Here is a 15339-nt window from a genome sequence, read left to right as displayed (position 1 = left end):
GTCATCCTGAGCTTGCGAAGGACCTTATACTATGTTGAACAACTGACGTACCAACGACTCATTCCAACATAAGGAGGTACTTCGCAGGCTTAAGATGACCATTTTTTAAAAGATTACTCGACAGCTACTAGCAGCCGTGGGGAGGCACTACCTATCACTTCTCTACAAACGGCAATTCTTCCAACTAGGCGAAACAACAACCCGTCGAGCAGACAAGGCTGCCTGACCGGCGTGCGTGAGAGAATCGGCGCATAGTAGAAACGTGCATCCGCAAGACCAGCAGGAAAGTTAAGATGACTCTTTGCTATTGATTTCTATAACACCAAAATCCCACTAAGCTCGGCGCCTAATAGCACTTATCCGTACAATCTGATCCGCTAGCTTGGCTTTTCTACTCCTGACTCTTCTCTCTCCTGCATGGCTTCTGCAAACGACCCTACCCTACGCTCTTGGATTGACATTCCGCCGACCAGCGACTTCCCGATTCAAAACCTCCCCTTCGGTATTTTCGAGACCGACGAGCGGGGTGCCCGCGTGGGCGTGGCCATTGGCGGCTACGTGCTCGATTTGTACGCCGTGAGCCAGTGGGGCTTCTTTGATGACTTGGACTTGCAGGGCCAACAGCCGAAGGTATTTCGGCGCCGGTCGCTGAATGCGTTTATCCGGCTAGGTCGCCCCGCCTGGCGAGCCGTGCGCGAACGGGTGAGCGAGTTGTTGCGCCACGACAATACCGTGCTGCAAAGCCCCGAGGTGATGCGCGACTGCCTGGTGCGCCAAACCGACGTGCAGCTGTTGTGCCCCGTGAAGCCGCGGCAGTTTGTACGTTTCGCGAGCCACCTGGCCTCCAACACACCTACCCCTACCGATGAAACCAGCCCTACCCCTACGGGCAGCTATGCACCGGCAGGCAGCCTGGTGGCTTCGGGCACGCGCATGCGGCGACCCACGCGCACCTACCTGCTCGATGCCGAAGACACCCTGCGCGGCCCCGTGCAGCGTCTCGACTTTGAGGTCCAGCTGGGTTTTGTAGGCGGACAAGCTACCGACCTGGGCGCAACTCTATCCGTAGAGCAGGCAGAGGAAACGTTGTTTGGTCTGACGTTAGTACTGGGCTGGTATGCCCACGATTTATGCCGAGGCTCGGCGCCGGCCCCTCTGCTGGACCGTAGCTTTGGCAGCACGCTCTCGCCTTGGGTGGTGCTGCTGGACGCTTTGGAGCCTTTCCGGGTAGCTGGGGCGCCGCAACTGCCGGAGCCAGAGCCGCATTTGCGCCAGAATGGCCAGCACCATGTGGCCGTGCAGTTGGAAGTAGCCTTGCAACCCGCCGACGGTCCCGAAACAGTGGTTGCCACTCCCACCACGCGCAGCCTGTACTGGAGCATCGGCCAGCAGCTTGCCTACCTCACCAGCAGTGGCACTCCTTTGCAAGCAGGCGACCTATACACCAGCGGCACCGTGGCAGATGGCAGCCTGTACGACCTCACCGTCAACGGTACGCAGCCCCTGGTTCTCAACGATACCACCATGCGTATCTTTCTGGAAACCGACGACCAGGTACGGCTCTGCGGCTACTGCGATCAGGAGGGTGTGCGCCTGGGATTTGGGGAGGTAACGGGCGTAGTGAGTTAAGTCTTGCTATGCTTATGAGTTGATGGACTACCGGACTGACAAACTTGTATACAACCTGTCATCCTGAGCTTGCGAAGGACCTTACCACGTGCGGACGACAGGTGTACCGTACCAACGACTTGCCCGCACGTGATAAGGTCCTTCGCAAGCTCAGGATGACAGCTTCTGTTTCAGCTTATTCTTTATAATCTAGAGGTCGAACGGAGTGTTCGCGCTGCTGAAGATACTGCGTACTTCACCCAAGCACATACAGTGATGCATCCGTATTAACACCCATTTACCCCGCGATTAACCGCAGTTTTACAACCCTATAGGTACGCTAGCTGGTACTAGTAAGCACCGCAGTCTATTGCGCTTGCGTACCTGCTGCCTGTAGCTATAGGACCGCTTCTATACTACTCCTACTCTTTCTACTCCAAAACCAACACCTATGTTAGCAATGGAATACCGGGGTCCTAAGCGGATCCGCGCCGTTCAAAAACCCATACCCGAAATCAAGCACCCGCAGGATGCCATTGTGCGCGTATTGCGCACGTGCATATGCGGCTCTGACTTGCACCTCTACAACGGCAACATTCCCGACACCCGCGTGGGCTCCACGTTTGGCCATGAGTTTGTGGGCGAAATAGTAGAAGTGGGTGATGCCGTCACGAAAGTGAAGGTAGGCGACCGGGTGATTGTGCCGTTCAATATTGCCTGCGGCGAGTGCCACTTCTGCCGGCAGGAAATGTACGGCAACTGCAACGAGTCGAACACCGAATCCTCGGCCATCGGAGCCTTCTATGGCTACTCGCACACGTCGGGCGGTTTTGATGGCGGCCAGGCCGAGTACGCCCGCGTGCCCTACGCCAACTTTGGCCCTACCATCATTCCCGATGACATGGACCTGGATGATGCCGTGCTGCTGACCGACGTGATACCTACCGGCTACCAAGGTGCCGAAATGGCCGGCATCCAGACCGGCGACACGGTAGTGGTATTCGGGGCTGGTCCTATTGGGATTGTAGCCGCCCGCTGCGCTTGGCTATTTGGCGCGGGTCGGGTTATCATTATCGATAAAGAAGATTACCGCCTCGAATTTGCCCGCAACTACTCGTACTGCGAGGCTTATAACTTCCAGGAGATAGGCGACCCAGCGTTGTTTATCAAGAAACAAACCGACTGGCTGGGAGCTGACTGCGTAATTGACGCCGTAGGCGCCGAGGCCGCTGGTAATACCCTGCAAACCATTACCGGCCGCAAGCTGCTGTTGCAAGCTGGCTCGGCCACGGCGTTGCACTGGGCTATCAATTCCGTGAAAAAAGGCGGCGTGGTGTCGATTGTGGGCGTGTACGGCCCAACTGATAACCTGATTCCGATTGGCAACGCCATGAACAAGGGCCTGACCATTCGGGGCAACCAAACGTCGGTGAAGCGCTTGCTGCCGCGTTTGATCGACCACGTGCAAAACGGCGTGTTGAAGCCCAAGGAGCTGATTACGCACCGCATGCCGCTGGAAGAAGTAGCCGACGGCTACCGCATGTTCTCCCAAAAGCTGGACAACTGCCTGAAAACGGTGCTGATGCCCCCTTCCGCCAACCAGTAATTCCCCTTCTCATGAAAGATAACGCAGTGAATACCCCCATCGACCCGAAGACGATTAAGGGATGGGGCATTGATGCCGACCCCGAAAACGACCCTACCTACCCCATGCGTCGCCATCGCATGAACATCGGTGAGGACCCCCAAGCCGGCAACCGCCCCGACAACCTGCAACCCGTTGACGTGGAGGTGCTGAAGTCGGTGGAGCGGCCCAACGTATCGGCCGTGTTTGGCACGCCCCGGCCGCCCAGGGGACTTAGTGGCGCAATTCGCCGCCAGACCTATAAATACAGCGAAAACGAGTACAAGCGCTGGCTGCCCCTGGTGCTGGCCGACCGCGTAGACATGGTAGAAGGCGTGTTGTCGGACCTGCTCCACGGCAAGCTGCCCAACATCTGGGCCGAGAAGGGATACGACGTGGAGATGAAGTACAACCGCACGGCTTTCCTCACCAAAATGGCCACCATCGGCGCCGTCACGGCGGGTTTGGTTGTATGGTTGAGCGCTGACTCGAAGGATAAAAAGTCTAAGCGCAACTAGCGCGCAACTACCGGCTGACAGCCAAAGAAGCCGCCGTTGGGGTAGGAAAACGCATTTTCCTACCCCAACGGCGGCTTCTTTGGCTGTCATGCTGTTCAGGGGGTTGATTAGTGCCACTAGGCCGTCATGCTAAGCTTGTCGAAGCATCTCGCGTGCTGATGAAAGATAGTATTCAACATCAGCACGCGAGATGCTTCGGCAAGCTCAGCATGACGGCCTTACGGGCTACTTCCTACCCTCTACAATCTTCTCCACAATCTCAGGGTCGAGGAGGGTCGTGATGTCGCCGAGGTTGCTGGTGTCACCCTCGGCCACTTTGCGCAGGATGCGACGCATGATTTTGCCCGAGCGCGTTTTGGGTAGGCCCTCCACAAACTGGATCTTATCGGGCTTGGCAATGCGGCCAATTTCGGCCACAATGGTTTCGATGATGCTGGCCTCTACGTGCTTGCGGCTGATGTCGTCGTCGCAGGCGCCGTCGCGGCAGATCACGTAGGCGTAGATACCCTGGCCCTTCACATCGTGCGGGTAGCCCACCACTGCCGATTCTACTACTGTATTATTCTGGTTGATGGCGTTTTCGATTTCGGCCGTGCCAAAGCGGTGACCCGAGACGTTAATCACGTCATCTACGCGGCCCTGGATGCGGTAGAGGCCGTCGGCCTCACGACGGGCGCCGTCGCCAGTGAAGTAGTAGCCGGAGTACACGCCAAAGTAGGTTTGCTTGGCCCGCTCATGGTCGCCGTAGGTGGTGCGGATGATGCCCGGCCACGGCGCTTTGATGGCGAGGTAGCCCTCCACGTCGTTGCCCTCAATCTCCTGTCCTTCCTGGTTCAGCAACACAGGCTGCACGCCCGGCAAGGGTAGGCCGGCGCGGGCCGGCACGCTGGGCGTAATGTTCGCCAGCGCCGAAATCATGATGCCGCCGGTTTCGGTCTGCCACCACGTATCTACAATGGGGCAGCGGCCCTTGCCGATGTGGGTGTGGTACCAGTGCCAGGCTTCCTCGTTAATCGGCTCGCCCACCGAGCCCAGCACCCGCAGCGAGTCGAGGGAGTAGGCCAGCACGTGGTTGATGTCGTGGGCCATGAGCGAGCGGATGGCCGTGGGCGACGTGTAGAACACGTTCACGCCGTGCTTGTCAATTACCTCCCAGTAGCGGCCGGGGCTGGGGTAGGTAGGCACACCCTCAAACATGAGGGTAGTAGCGCCCGATAGCAGCGGACCGTAGAGCAGGTAGGTGTGGCCCGTCACCCAGCCGATATCGGCTGAGCACCAGTACACGTCGTTTTCCTCCACCTGAAACACGTTGCGGAAGGTGTAGTCAGCCCACACCATGTAGCCGGCGGTGGTGTGCACCACGCCTTTGGGCTTGCCGGTGCTGCCGGAGGTATAGAGAATAAACAGTGGGTCTTCGGCGTCCATTTCCTCGGCGGGGCAGGTTTTTTCTACCTCCTGCACCTCGTCGTGGTACCACACGTCGCGGCCATCCTTCATGTGCACGGGCCAGCCCAAATGCTCCACCACAATCACACCGCGCACGGAGGGGCAGTGCTCCAGGGCCTCATCTACCACGCGCTTCACCGGAATTTGCTTGGCGCCGCGCTCCAGGCCATCGGCCGTAATCACTACGGTGGCCTGGGCGTCGTTCACGCGGTCGGCAATGGCATTGGCCGAGAAGCCGGCGAAGATGACAGAATGCACCGCCCCAATGCGGGCGCACGCCAGCACCGCAATGGCCAGCTGCGGAATCATGGGCATATAGAGGCACACCCGGTCACCCTTCTCTACCCCATTGTTGTGCAGCACATTGGCAAAGCGGCACACCTCCTGGTGCAGCTCGCGGTAGGTATAGCGAATCTGGCGGGTTTTGGGGTCGTTGGGCTCCCAGATGAGGGCCAGCTTATTGCCGCGCGTGCTCAGGTGGCGGTCGAGGCAGTTTTCGGTGATGTTGAGCTTGGCACCTTCATACCACTTGTTGTGGCCTTCTACCAGATCAGCCGTCAGCACAGTGTCCCACTTGCGGCGCCAGGTGAAGGGCTCGGCCACATCGGCCCAGAACTGCTCGGGGTTTTCCACGCTACGGCGGTAGGCATACTGATACTCTTCGGTGGTTCGGATGCGGGGATGGTCGGTGGGCATGGGGAAGGAATTAAGAATTAGAAAGTATGAATTATGAATCGGGAGTAGGGTGGTTCTAGACTGTCATGCTGAGCTTGCCGAAGCATCTCTACCGTGAGTAATCATCTACTATCCGACGAAGCGGTAGAGACGCTTCGGCTCTGCTCAACATGACAGTCTTTACCTAAAAAACCAGCGCGGGTGTAGGGTAAACTACGCAAAACACGGGAGCAGTGCCTACGCAGCCAGCAGCCCCCGCACCTGTTCCATGAGCTGGCGGGTGCTGAAGGGCTTGGGCACGTAGAGGTCGGCGCCGGCGGCGTAGCCCTTCTGCACATCGGCCTCCCGGCTCTTGGCCGACAGGAAAATGACCTTGGTTTCGTGATGGCGCGGATGGTTTTTCACGTGTTGGCATACTTGGTAGCCATCTACGTCGGGCATCATCACGTCCAGCAAAATCAGGTCGAAGGGGGTGCGGTCTACGGCCTCCAGGGCTTCCATGCCATTGCGGGCAATGCTGACCTGGTAGCCATTCTTGCGCATCAGAAATTCCAAGGACATCACGATGTTCGGTTCATCATCAACGAGTAAAATGTGGGCTTCTTTCATAGCCAAAATGGTTTTCGAGGGCGGCGGGTACTAGGACTTATTCAGTGGGCTGCGGCTGTCGTTGCGGGTGCAGCGGCAGAGTCAGGGAAAAGCTGGCGCCCTGCTCCGGCGCACTTTCCACCCAAATGCGCCCTTGGTGCAGCTCCACAATGTTGCGGGTGATGGCCAGGCCCAGCCCCGAGCCCTCGGGCTTGCGCATGGTCTGGTGCTGAGCCTGGTAAAACTTGTCAAAAATCAGGTGATGGTAGGCTGGGTCGATGCCCTTGCCGTTGTCAGTGACGCGCACGTGCAATTGTCCGCCGATGGCTTCGGCCCCTACCCAGATGCGGCCGGAGCCATCTGCCGGGCAGGCTTTCACGGCGTTAGATAGTAGGTTGACGAGCACTTGCATCAGCCGGTCACGGTCGGCGGGTAGGGCGGGCAAATCGGGTGCTACGGCTACGGTGAGCTGAATGCGGCGGGCCTGCGCCAGCTGCTCTACCGCGGCCGCAGCTTCGGTTATCAGTTCGCCTACCCCTACGGGGGTCGTAAGCAGGGTAGCCTTGCCCGACTCGTACTTTTCTAGATCGAGTACCAACGTAATCAGCCGGCTCAGCCGCTCCGATTCCTTGGTGATGGTGTGCAGGAAACGCAGGCGTTCCTCCTCGTCTAAATCGGGGTTGTCCGACAGGATTTCCGATAGTGCCCGAATGCTGGTGAGTGGGGTGCGCAACTCGTGCGTCACGGTATAGAGAAACTCGTCCTTGCGCTCGTCTAGGGCTTGCAGCTGCTCGTAGGCGACCTGCAAATCGGTGGTGAGACGCTGCAACTCCTGCGACTGGCGGCGCAGCTGGCGGTTGGCAGCCAACAGCTGTTGGCTTTCGCGCAGAATCCCTACTACGTTATCAAACCGCAGTTCCTCTACCCCAATGGCCGAAGACAACAGCAGGCGCGCCGAGGCCGGCCCGATGCTACCGGCCAGCAGCTTCTCGGCGTAGGCCAAGAGGCGCGGGTCGGCGTCGGCGGGGGCAATGGGCTCGGGGGGTAGGGCATCGGGGAAGCGCGTAGCGAAGGCCTGCAACGCCTGCGCGGTGCGCTTCTTCCCCAGAAAACCGCGCAGCAACGCCCGCACCGACAGCACTGGGGCTGCGCCGCGCCACTCGGCGCTAGTGGCCGGGCGTGGCCGGAAGGCATCCACGAACTCCTCAGCCTGACGTAACTCCAATCCCGTAGGCACGCGCCCCAGCACCGATACGCCCACGTACAGCCCCACGTTGAAAAACCAGCTCCAGAACAAACCGTGCGATAGATAATCTAAGTCTGTAAGACCAAACAGTGCGAATGGTCGCAGGGCCCCTACCCCAAAAAGGCCGTCATCCATAATGGAGGCCGACAGCAAACCGGGCGCAATCATAGTAGGCATCACCAGCGTAAAAAACCACACTGCAAAGCCCGCCAGAATGCCCGCCGTGGCGCCTTGGCTGGTACCGCCTTTCCAGTACAACCCACCCAGCACCACCGGCACAAACTGCGCCACCGCCGCAAACGACACCAGCCCGATATTCACCAACGACAGCAGATGCCCTACCGTGGCGTAGTAGCCATAGGCCAGCAGCAGCACCAGCACCACTGCCAGCCGGCGGCTTTGCAGGGCTACTTGCCCCAAATAAGCAAACCACCGCGCCGACTCGCCCCTGGCGGCCGGCACGCGCACCAGCAGCGGCATCAGCAGGTGATTGCTCATCATCACGCTCAGGGCAATGGTTTCCACGATAATCATGCTGCTGGCCGCCGACAGCCCGCCCAGGTACACCAGCAGCGCCAGCCAGCGGTGCTCGGCGCCCAAGGGTAGGGCCAGCACGAAGGTGTCGGCATCCAGTTGTGTGCCGTAGCGCAGCACGCCGCCAAAGGCGATGGGTAGCACAAACAGATTAATAACGATGAGGTAGAGCGGAAACAGCCACATGGCTTTGCGCAAGTGGTCCTCGTTCACGTTCTCTACCACCGATACCTGAAACTGCCGCGGCAACAGCAGCACGGCCGCCATGCCCAGCAGCAGTAGCGTGAGCCACTGCGCCCCACCAATGCCAGTGGTGTGCAGCGTGAAGAGCCTTTGCAGCCCCGGCACAGCCGCGGCCTGATCGAACACATCGGCAAAACCATCGAACAGGCCGTAGGTAACCAGCAGGCCAGCCGCCAAAAAGGCCACTAGCTTTACTAGACTTTCCAGGGCCACGGCCAGCACCATGCCCTCGTGGCGCTCGGTAGCCTCCACCGAGCGCACCCCGAAGATGATGGTGAAGAAAGCCAATACGCCAGTGGTAATTAAAGCCGTGTTATCGTCTAGCCCGCCCAGATCGGCCCCACCGGCCATCACCTCAAACGATGTGGCTATTGCCTTAATCTGCAAAGAGATATACGGAATCACACCCAGCACGCACACCGCCGTAGCCAGCGCCCCAAGGGCAGCACTCTTGCCATAGCGCGCCGAGATGAAGTCGGCAATGGAGGTAAGGCGCTGGGTGCGACAGATGCGGATAATCTTGCGCAGCACCAGCCACCACGCGGGCGCCAAGAGGGTAGGTCCCAGGTAGATACCCACAAACTCCAGCCCGAAATGCGCGGCCCTCCCCACCGAGCCGTAGTACGTCCACGCGGTGCAGTACACAGCCATGCTCAGGGCGTACACGTAGGGGTTGCTTACTAGGCTCCGCCGCGCTGCCGAGCGTCGCTCAGCCGCGTAGGCCACCCCAAACAGCAACGCCAGGTAGCCAAAGGAAAAGCCGATGAGCAGGAGTTTGGACAAGGTGGTGAGGTTGTGAGTTTATGAATGATGGAGTGGTGAACAGAGCTCATTTGTCATCCTGAGCTTGCGAAGGACCTTCTCACGGTAAAACGACCATTGTACTAACGACTCGTTCTCACGTGAGAAGGTCCTTCGCAAGCTCAGGATGACAGATGGTTCACAGTCACTACTCCACCTTTCTAACAAGCCAGCCCGTGAGTAGCACGATGCTAAGCCAGAGCAACAGCAGGTAGAGGTAGAGCACCGGGATACCCCCTACCCTACCCTCGTGGTCGAAGACGGCTAGCAGGGGAAAGTTGAGCAGCACGGCAAACAAGCCGCTCACAAACAGCAGGCGCTGCCCTCGTCGCTGCTCCGCTGCTTCAGTTGATTCGGGCATGAATAGGTAAAATCGGTTTAGGGAGTAGAGACACAACAGATTGTGTCTCTACTTATTGGCCTCGCAAAAAAGTCCGCCGACCCAGCGGCCCGACGGACTTTTTGTACCAGACCAACTTCACTTAGTGCTTCTGTTACTCAGCCACTCGCTCGTCCATCAGACGCACGTTGCGTATGTCTTTCATGTAGATCATACCCACCACAAAGCAAATCAGCGCCACCGTAATGGGGTAGATCAGACCCAGCAAACTGCTGTGCTCCTTGGCAAACGTGCCTTCGGGTTGCGTAGCGGCCCACACGCCAATGGAGGTAGCCACCAGCGGCACAAAGCCGCCGAAGATACCGTTGCCAATGTGGTAGGGCACCGACAAGGACGTGTAGCGCACCTTGGTGGGGAACAGCTCCACAAGGTAGGCGGCAATGGGTCCGTACACCATCGTCACGAACAGCACCAGGCAGAAAATCAGGGCTGTCATGGCGGGGATGTTGGGCGTCAGGGCTTTCATCACGGCAGGCACGGCCTTACCAGCAGCATCCACGGTAGCAGGCGTAATTTCGGTGAGCGGTCCGGCAAAGGCCTTCACACCGTAGAACAGCGGGGCGGTGAACAGGGCACCGCAAATCATACCCGTCATGATGATGCGCTTGCGCCCGATGCGGTCTGAGAGCGACCCAAAATACACGAACAGCGGCGTGGCTAGCAGCATGGATACCACCATGATGATGCTCGAATCGACGATATCCAGCTTGAGGGTAGCGTTCATGAAAGTGAACACCTGAAACTGGCTGGTGTAGAAAATCACGCCCTGGCCCATGGTCACGCCAAACAGCGCAATGAGTACCAAACGACGGTTTACGGGGTTCATGAAGGAGTCGCGCAGGGGGCTTTTGCTGGTGGTGCCAGTAGCCTTCGCCTTAGCAAACAGCGGAGACTCATGCAGCTTGCGCCGGATGTAGTACGAAGCAATGACCAGGAAGCCTGAGAGCAGGAACGGAATGCGCCAGCCCCATTCTTTGAAGGCGTCTTCACCTACAATCTTGCGGGTAATCAGGAGCACCGAAATACTCAGGATCAGGCCACCAGTGGCCGTAATCTGGATGAAGCTGGTGTAGTAGCCGCGCTTTTTGTCGGGGGCGTATTCGGCCACGTAGGTGGTTGCGCCGCCGTACTCGCCACCCAGGGCCAGGCCCTGCAACAAGCGCAGAATCACAACTACCACAGGAGCCGCTACGCCAATGGTATCGTAGCTGGGGATGAGGCCGGTAACGAAGGTAGCCCCGCCCATAATCAGTAGCGTGACCAAGAAGGTGTACTTGCGCCCAATCATATCGCCCAGCCGGCCGAAGAACATGGCCCCAAATGGTCGCACCACGAAGCCCGCCCCAAACACGGCCAGAGCGCCCAGCAGCGTATCCTCAATCTTACCCGCGTGCCCAAACAGCACCGGCCCGATGATGGCCGCCAACGAGCCAAAAATGTAGAAGTCGTACCACTCAATAACCGTCCCTACCGAGGAGGCCGTAATTACCTGCCAGATGGTGCTGGTAGATACTTGGTTGTTGTCGTGCTCGAGGGGCGCATCCGCCACCTTTCCGTAACCGGGATTAATGCTTTGTTCCATTGAAAACGGGGAATTTTAGTGGAAAATTAAAGCGGCAGAGGCCCGGCGGTCAGGCCGTAGCGCTCCTGTTTTCGATTCATTATCAGGCACAACTACTTGATAATAAACCGAAATAAGCGGTAAGCGGGTAGCCGACGAAGCGGCCGGTAAGCGCGGAGGGAAAGCTGCTGAAAAGCCATCATTTCGACCAGTGGGAGAAATCTCGCGTGCAGCGGTACTCTCAATCGGCAGGAGTTACTTCCAACGGAGACTTCTCTCGCTAATCAAACTGATAGGTTAAGCAGGTAGAACAAGGTCTTTCCTTACAAGAAAATCTGCGTTTGCAGCGTAATTTCTGGCTTGTAGTCCAGGCCGTTGACCTGCCCCGTAGCGAGGTTGGTGCGCGAGAAATCAGGACGGGCACGGTAGTTCAGCGTCACCTTGGCATTATGCCCATCCAGCAGCAAATTGGCCCCGACGTCGTAGACGTTGGAGGCTTTTGAGAGAAACTCGTAGTCGCTGTGCAGGTAGGCTACGTAGGGTTGCAGGCGGGCTTTGGGGCCCAGCAGCTTTTGCGGCAGCAGGTAGCCTACCTGCCCGTAGAAAGAATTGCCCGTACCCGATTGTGGCACGGCATTGCCGCGGAGGGCGGCGGTATAGCCACTAGCTACTCCATAACCAGGGTTTTCGGCGCCTATAAACCGGACGTGATTGGGACCCATGTTGTAGTTGTAATACACCCCATACAGCGTAATAGCCGTGCGGGCAGCCGTGTCCAGGGGCACATCATAGAAAGCATCCACCCCGAACATAGCCATATCATGCTTGCGCGTCGGGATGTTGGCAAACTGGTCGGCGGCAGAGGGTAGCGTGGTGTAGGTGACACGACTATCGGTGCCGCGCGAGTACATGGCATCCTTATTATACAGGAATCCCGCTCCTATGCTGAACACGCGCTTGGTGCCCAGGTAGGTACCCGTGAAGTAGGGCAACAGGTTGGCCTCCGGCTCCAGGAAGTTGTAGCTCACGTAGCCCTGGTACACATGCTTGGTGTTCTGTGGGCTATAGGTAGCAATGCCGGTGCCGGTGTTCACGGTGGTGGTAGTTGTTACCCCACCCACGGTGGTTGAACTAGTACTAGTAATGGCACCTAGGCCCAGTGGTGTACTGGCTTGGTTGGTCAGGAATGGGTCACTGACCGAGAAACGGTAGTCAAGCTTGCCAACGCGGCCTTTGGCATACACTCCCAACCAGCGGGCAAACTGGTCGGTTTGCTCGATGGTTGGGAAGTTGGTGAGCGGCAAGTCCATGGGCAGAATGCTCGTGGTGCTGGCGCTGGTGAGGCGCGAGATGCCGTTGAGGTAGTGCAGGCCAGCGCCCAGGCTCAGGTACTTGTTGACTTTGTATTCCGTAACGGCTTCGTGAATGAAAAACTGGGGCTTCTTGCCGGGAGCGGCAGCATCACCGAGTAACCCGCCACTCACTGCATTCTGGTTGTTGATGCCCATGTGCGTGTAAATCACGAAGCGCGGATTGAGCTGGGCCAGAATGACGAGGCGGGAACGGCGCAGGCCGAAATCAACCTGGTCTTTTTGCTCTTTGCCAGGGGCGCGGGTGGTGCCTTCGTTGTTTTTGGTGTAGCGCGTGTATATCTGATGCCAAGTCAGGAAGCGGATGTACTTGGAGCCATCGGGCGAGAGGTTCACCTTCAGGCCAGCACCGTAAGGCACCGATTTGGCGGGCGCGGCAGGCGCGGGTGGTGGGGTAGGCGCGGCGGGCGGCGGGGCTTGACCACCAGCAGGAGGAGGTTGCACTTGAGCTGAGGCCGCGGCAGCAGTCAGCAAAGCACCGGTAAGCAATGCGTAGCGAGAGGGGCGCATAGAGGTGGGATGGGGTGAGTGAGGGTAGCGCAGCAAGCAGAATGTTCCGGCTTGCATCAGCAAATCGATCTGACACAACTAAATAGCAAAACCCTCCTATCGAATCCGCCGCGTTGCTGTCGTTCTGCTAACCCTATAGCTCTACCCCTGCTTAAACCGCTCCCACCGAATCATCATGTACTTATCACCCAGCTCCGTAACCACCAGGCCCGCGCCCTGCACATTAGCCGGGTTCTGGAAAAACTCCGCCAATTCCTTTTGATTGAGAATTTTATAGGTCGGATGATAGTCGGTTTGGCGGGGGGCTTTCACGCCGTATTTCTTCACCCAGTTCATCACGCTCACGTGGCTCACGCCCAGCAGGCGCTCAATCTCGCGGTAGCTCACGCCTTCTATATACAGTTGCAAGGCTTTGATGACGTAGTAGGAGTTTATCTCCTTGCCTACCTTAGCCACCGTGTAGTGATAGCCGCACTGCTTGCACTTAAACCGCTGACGGCCATCGATTACACCACTTTTCGTGGCTTCGGAAGAGTTGCATTTGGGGCAAACAGGTGCTGACATACAAAGGGCTGAAAGGGTAAGCTATAGCTATTTAGTAAATATATAGTATTTTAGCAAGTATTGAATGTCAGACCAAGCTATAGAACCTGTTCATGAGGAAACTATATGGTACAGAGCGGCTTGTTCAACCTCCCATCAGCTTACGAGTGGACCCCGAGGTATTATAGCGTAGGCATATAGTAGGTGTCTTTGATAATAAGACTACCCTTTCAGACGCGGCTAGCGTACAAGGAGGTACTTCTCATCAAAAACCCTCTCTCCTATGACTTCCTCTGATTCCACTTCCGACCTGTCGCAACTAATCCGCTATTCTCTTACCATTGATAATCTGAATGATGAGCAAGCCGTGGGCCGCGCCCGCATGGCGCTAACTGCCCTCACCCTCATCGTCGATCAGATTGAAGCGGGCACGCCGGGTCGGGCAGAGGTAGCCACCGTCCACGCCGAAACGCCGGGCACAGACGATATCCGTTTGGCCCTCCGCGAAGAAGGATTCGAGCTGCTGGATATATCCCGGCAGGTAGGATAAAGCACTGTATTTCAGTATACTTGACAGGCCCTTGTGCGGACTGCGTGGCTCAATTACATAGTTCAGAAAGCCAATTTCAAGAGCTTGCAAAGTCACATTCACTAGTCCTCCCACGAGAGAATAGTAGTGAAGCGCAACAGGTTCGATCTTTTTAAAAGCAGAAAGCGCCTTACTTTGCATCCTTACTTGGCGGCTAGATTTCCTGACCGTATCCTCGAAACTCAGCGCCAAGCTCAACCGTTGTAGGCACATGAATCTGAACCACATCGTGTATATCAGCCGGGCCGTGCGCCCGCTCACTGACCAGGATTTGCACGAACTCCTGGAGCAATGCCGCCGTGATAACAGCAAAAACCACATCACGGGCATTCTTTTTTACAGTCACGGCAATATTGCCCAACTCTTTGAGGGCGAGCCAGAAATAACGGAGGCCCTTTTTAAGCGCATCAAGCGCGACGGTCGTCATTCGCACGTGCAGAAGCTTATAGACAAGCCTATTGATGTCCGGAGTTTCCCAGACTGGCACATGGCCTTTCATCCGCTGGAAAGCGTTGGGTTCTCGCAGCTACAAGGGTTTCTGATGCCCGACCGGGTGCCCGCCCCACCCAGTACGCTTACCATTGCCGACGCCATGCTGATTGAGCTAGTTCGCTTGGCTGTTTTTGGCACGCCTACTGAGCAGGCCTTCCCGGCATTGCCTGGCCCCACCTCCGTCTAGCTGAACCTTTAAGGCCTTCTTCTGCTTATTCAACGTACCTTCTCTTCTTTCTGCCACCCTACTCTATCCTTTTATGCGTGAACAGCACCTTCACGCCCTTCTGCACCATTTGCCTGCCGGCGTTGCTACCTTACAGGGTTTCGACCTACGGTACGGGTATTTAAACAAAGCGATGCAGGAGTTGCTGGGCACTGATGTGGCAGAAGGCCAGTGCGTGGCCGATCATCCGGGCGTACTCCCCTCCGATTTAGTGGATGTGCTACACCAAGTGTATCGCACAGGTACTCCTTACATAGCCAAAGCCTGTTCGCTGCCCCTACCTACCCAAGAGGGGAAGGAGTCCGTATCCCGCTGCTACGATCTGGTGCTAGAACCCGTGCGCGACGAGGAAAACTAGGACATTA

Annotated in this window: 13 protein-coding genes; 6 read left to right on the top strand and 7 right to left on the bottom strand. The window is 57.5% G+C overall.

Annotation, left to right across the window (positions count from 1 at the left end; translation table 11 throughout):
* Window positions 1-417: 417 nt before the first annotated feature.
* The 3 genes from F1C16_RS06285 to F1C16_RS06275 all read left to right on the top strand — a co-directional run bounded on the left by F1C16_RS06285 (window position 418) and on the right by F1C16_RS06275 (window position 3750).
* A complete protein-coding gene (locus F1C16_RS06285) occupies window positions 418-1629 on the top strand; it encodes a fumarylacetoacetate hydrolase family protein (protein ID WP_185283493.1) in 1212 nt (403 codons plus the stop codon).
* Window positions 1630-2059: 430 nt separating this feature from the next.
* Complete coding sequence (locus tag F1C16_RS06280; protein WP_185283492.1) at window positions 2060-3214, top strand: zinc-dependent alcohol dehydrogenase; 1155 nt, start codon at window positions 2060-2062, stop codon at window positions 3212-3214.
* Between the two features lie 11 nt (window positions 3215-3225).
* Entirely contained in the window at window positions 3226-3750 is a 525-nt protein-coding gene (locus tag F1C16_RS06275; protein ID WP_185283491.1) for a hypothetical protein, read from the top strand.
* A 225-nt stretch (window positions 3751-3975) separates the two neighbouring features.
* Here F1C16_RS06275 and acs read toward each other — a convergent pair whose 3' ends face one another.
* The 7 genes from acs to F1C16_RS06240 all read right to left on the bottom strand — a co-directional run bounded on the left by acs (window position 3976) and on the right by F1C16_RS06240 (window position 13688).
* The gene (acs, locus tag F1C16_RS06270; protein WP_185283490.1) at window positions 3976-5892 is read right to left on the bottom strand and encodes an acetate--CoA ligase; all 1917 of its coding nucleotides are present in this window, start codon (window positions 5890-5892) and stop codon (window positions 3976-3978) included.
* A gap of 216 nt (window positions 5893-6108) precedes the next feature.
* Entirely contained in the window at window positions 6109-6480 is a 372-nt protein-coding gene (locus F1C16_RS06265) for a response regulator transcription factor (protein WP_185283489.1), read from the bottom strand.
* 37 nt (window positions 6481-6517) lie between these two features.
* Entirely contained in the window at window positions 6518-9265 is a 2748-nt protein-coding gene (locus F1C16_RS06260) for a sensor histidine kinase (protein WP_185283488.1), read from the bottom strand.
* Window positions 9266-9431: 166 nt separating this feature from the next.
* Complete coding sequence (locus F1C16_RS06255) at window positions 9432-9644, bottom strand: hypothetical protein (protein ID WP_185283487.1); 213 nt, start codon at window positions 9642-9644, stop codon at window positions 9432-9434.
* A 133-nt stretch (window positions 9645-9777) separates the two neighbouring features.
* On the bottom strand, window positions 9778-11265 hold the full coding sequence (locus F1C16_RS06250) for an MFS transporter (protein WP_185283486.1): 1488 nt from the start codon (window positions 11263-11265) through the stop codon (window positions 9778-9780).
* Window positions 11266-11567: 302 nt separating this feature from the next.
* Window positions 11568-13124, bottom strand: a complete 1557-nt coding sequence (locus tag F1C16_RS06245) for a hypothetical protein (protein ID WP_258049042.1) — start codon at window positions 13122-13124, stop codon at window positions 11568-11570.
* Window positions 13125-13265: 141 nt separating this feature from the next.
* Window positions 13266-13688, bottom strand: a complete 423-nt coding sequence (locus tag F1C16_RS06240) for a helix-turn-helix domain-containing protein (protein ID WP_185283485.1) — start codon at window positions 13686-13688, stop codon at window positions 13266-13268.
* 262 nt (window positions 13689-13950) lie between these two features.
* On the opposite strand from F1C16_RS06240, the gene F1C16_RS06235 reads away from it, so the two are divergent.
* The 3 genes from F1C16_RS06235 (at window position 13951) to F1C16_RS06225 (ending at window position 15332) form a co-directional block, all read left to right on the top strand.
* Window positions 13951-14217, top strand: a complete 267-nt coding sequence (locus F1C16_RS06235) for a hypothetical protein (protein WP_185283484.1) — start codon at window positions 13951-13953, stop codon at window positions 14215-14217.
* A gap of 250 nt (window positions 14218-14467) precedes the next feature.
* The gene (locus F1C16_RS06230; protein WP_185283483.1) at window positions 14468-14935 is read left to right on the top strand and encodes a BLUF domain-containing protein; all 468 of its coding nucleotides are present in this window, start codon (window positions 14468-14470) and stop codon (window positions 14933-14935) included.
* A 73-nt stretch (window positions 14936-15008) separates the two neighbouring features.
* Entirely contained in the window at window positions 15009-15332 is a 324-nt protein-coding gene (locus F1C16_RS06225) for a PAS domain-containing protein (RefSeq protein ID WP_185283482.1), read from the top strand.
* The last annotated feature ends 7 nt before the right edge of the window (window positions 15333-15339 follow it).

This window comes from Hymenobacter sp. NBH84, assembly GCF_014217645.1.
In the GTDB taxonomy this organism is placed as follows: Bacteria; Bacteroidota; Bacteroidia; order Cytophagales; family Hymenobacteraceae; genus Hymenobacter; species Hymenobacter profundi.
This window is presented reverse-complemented; position numbering and strand designations above follow the sequence as displayed.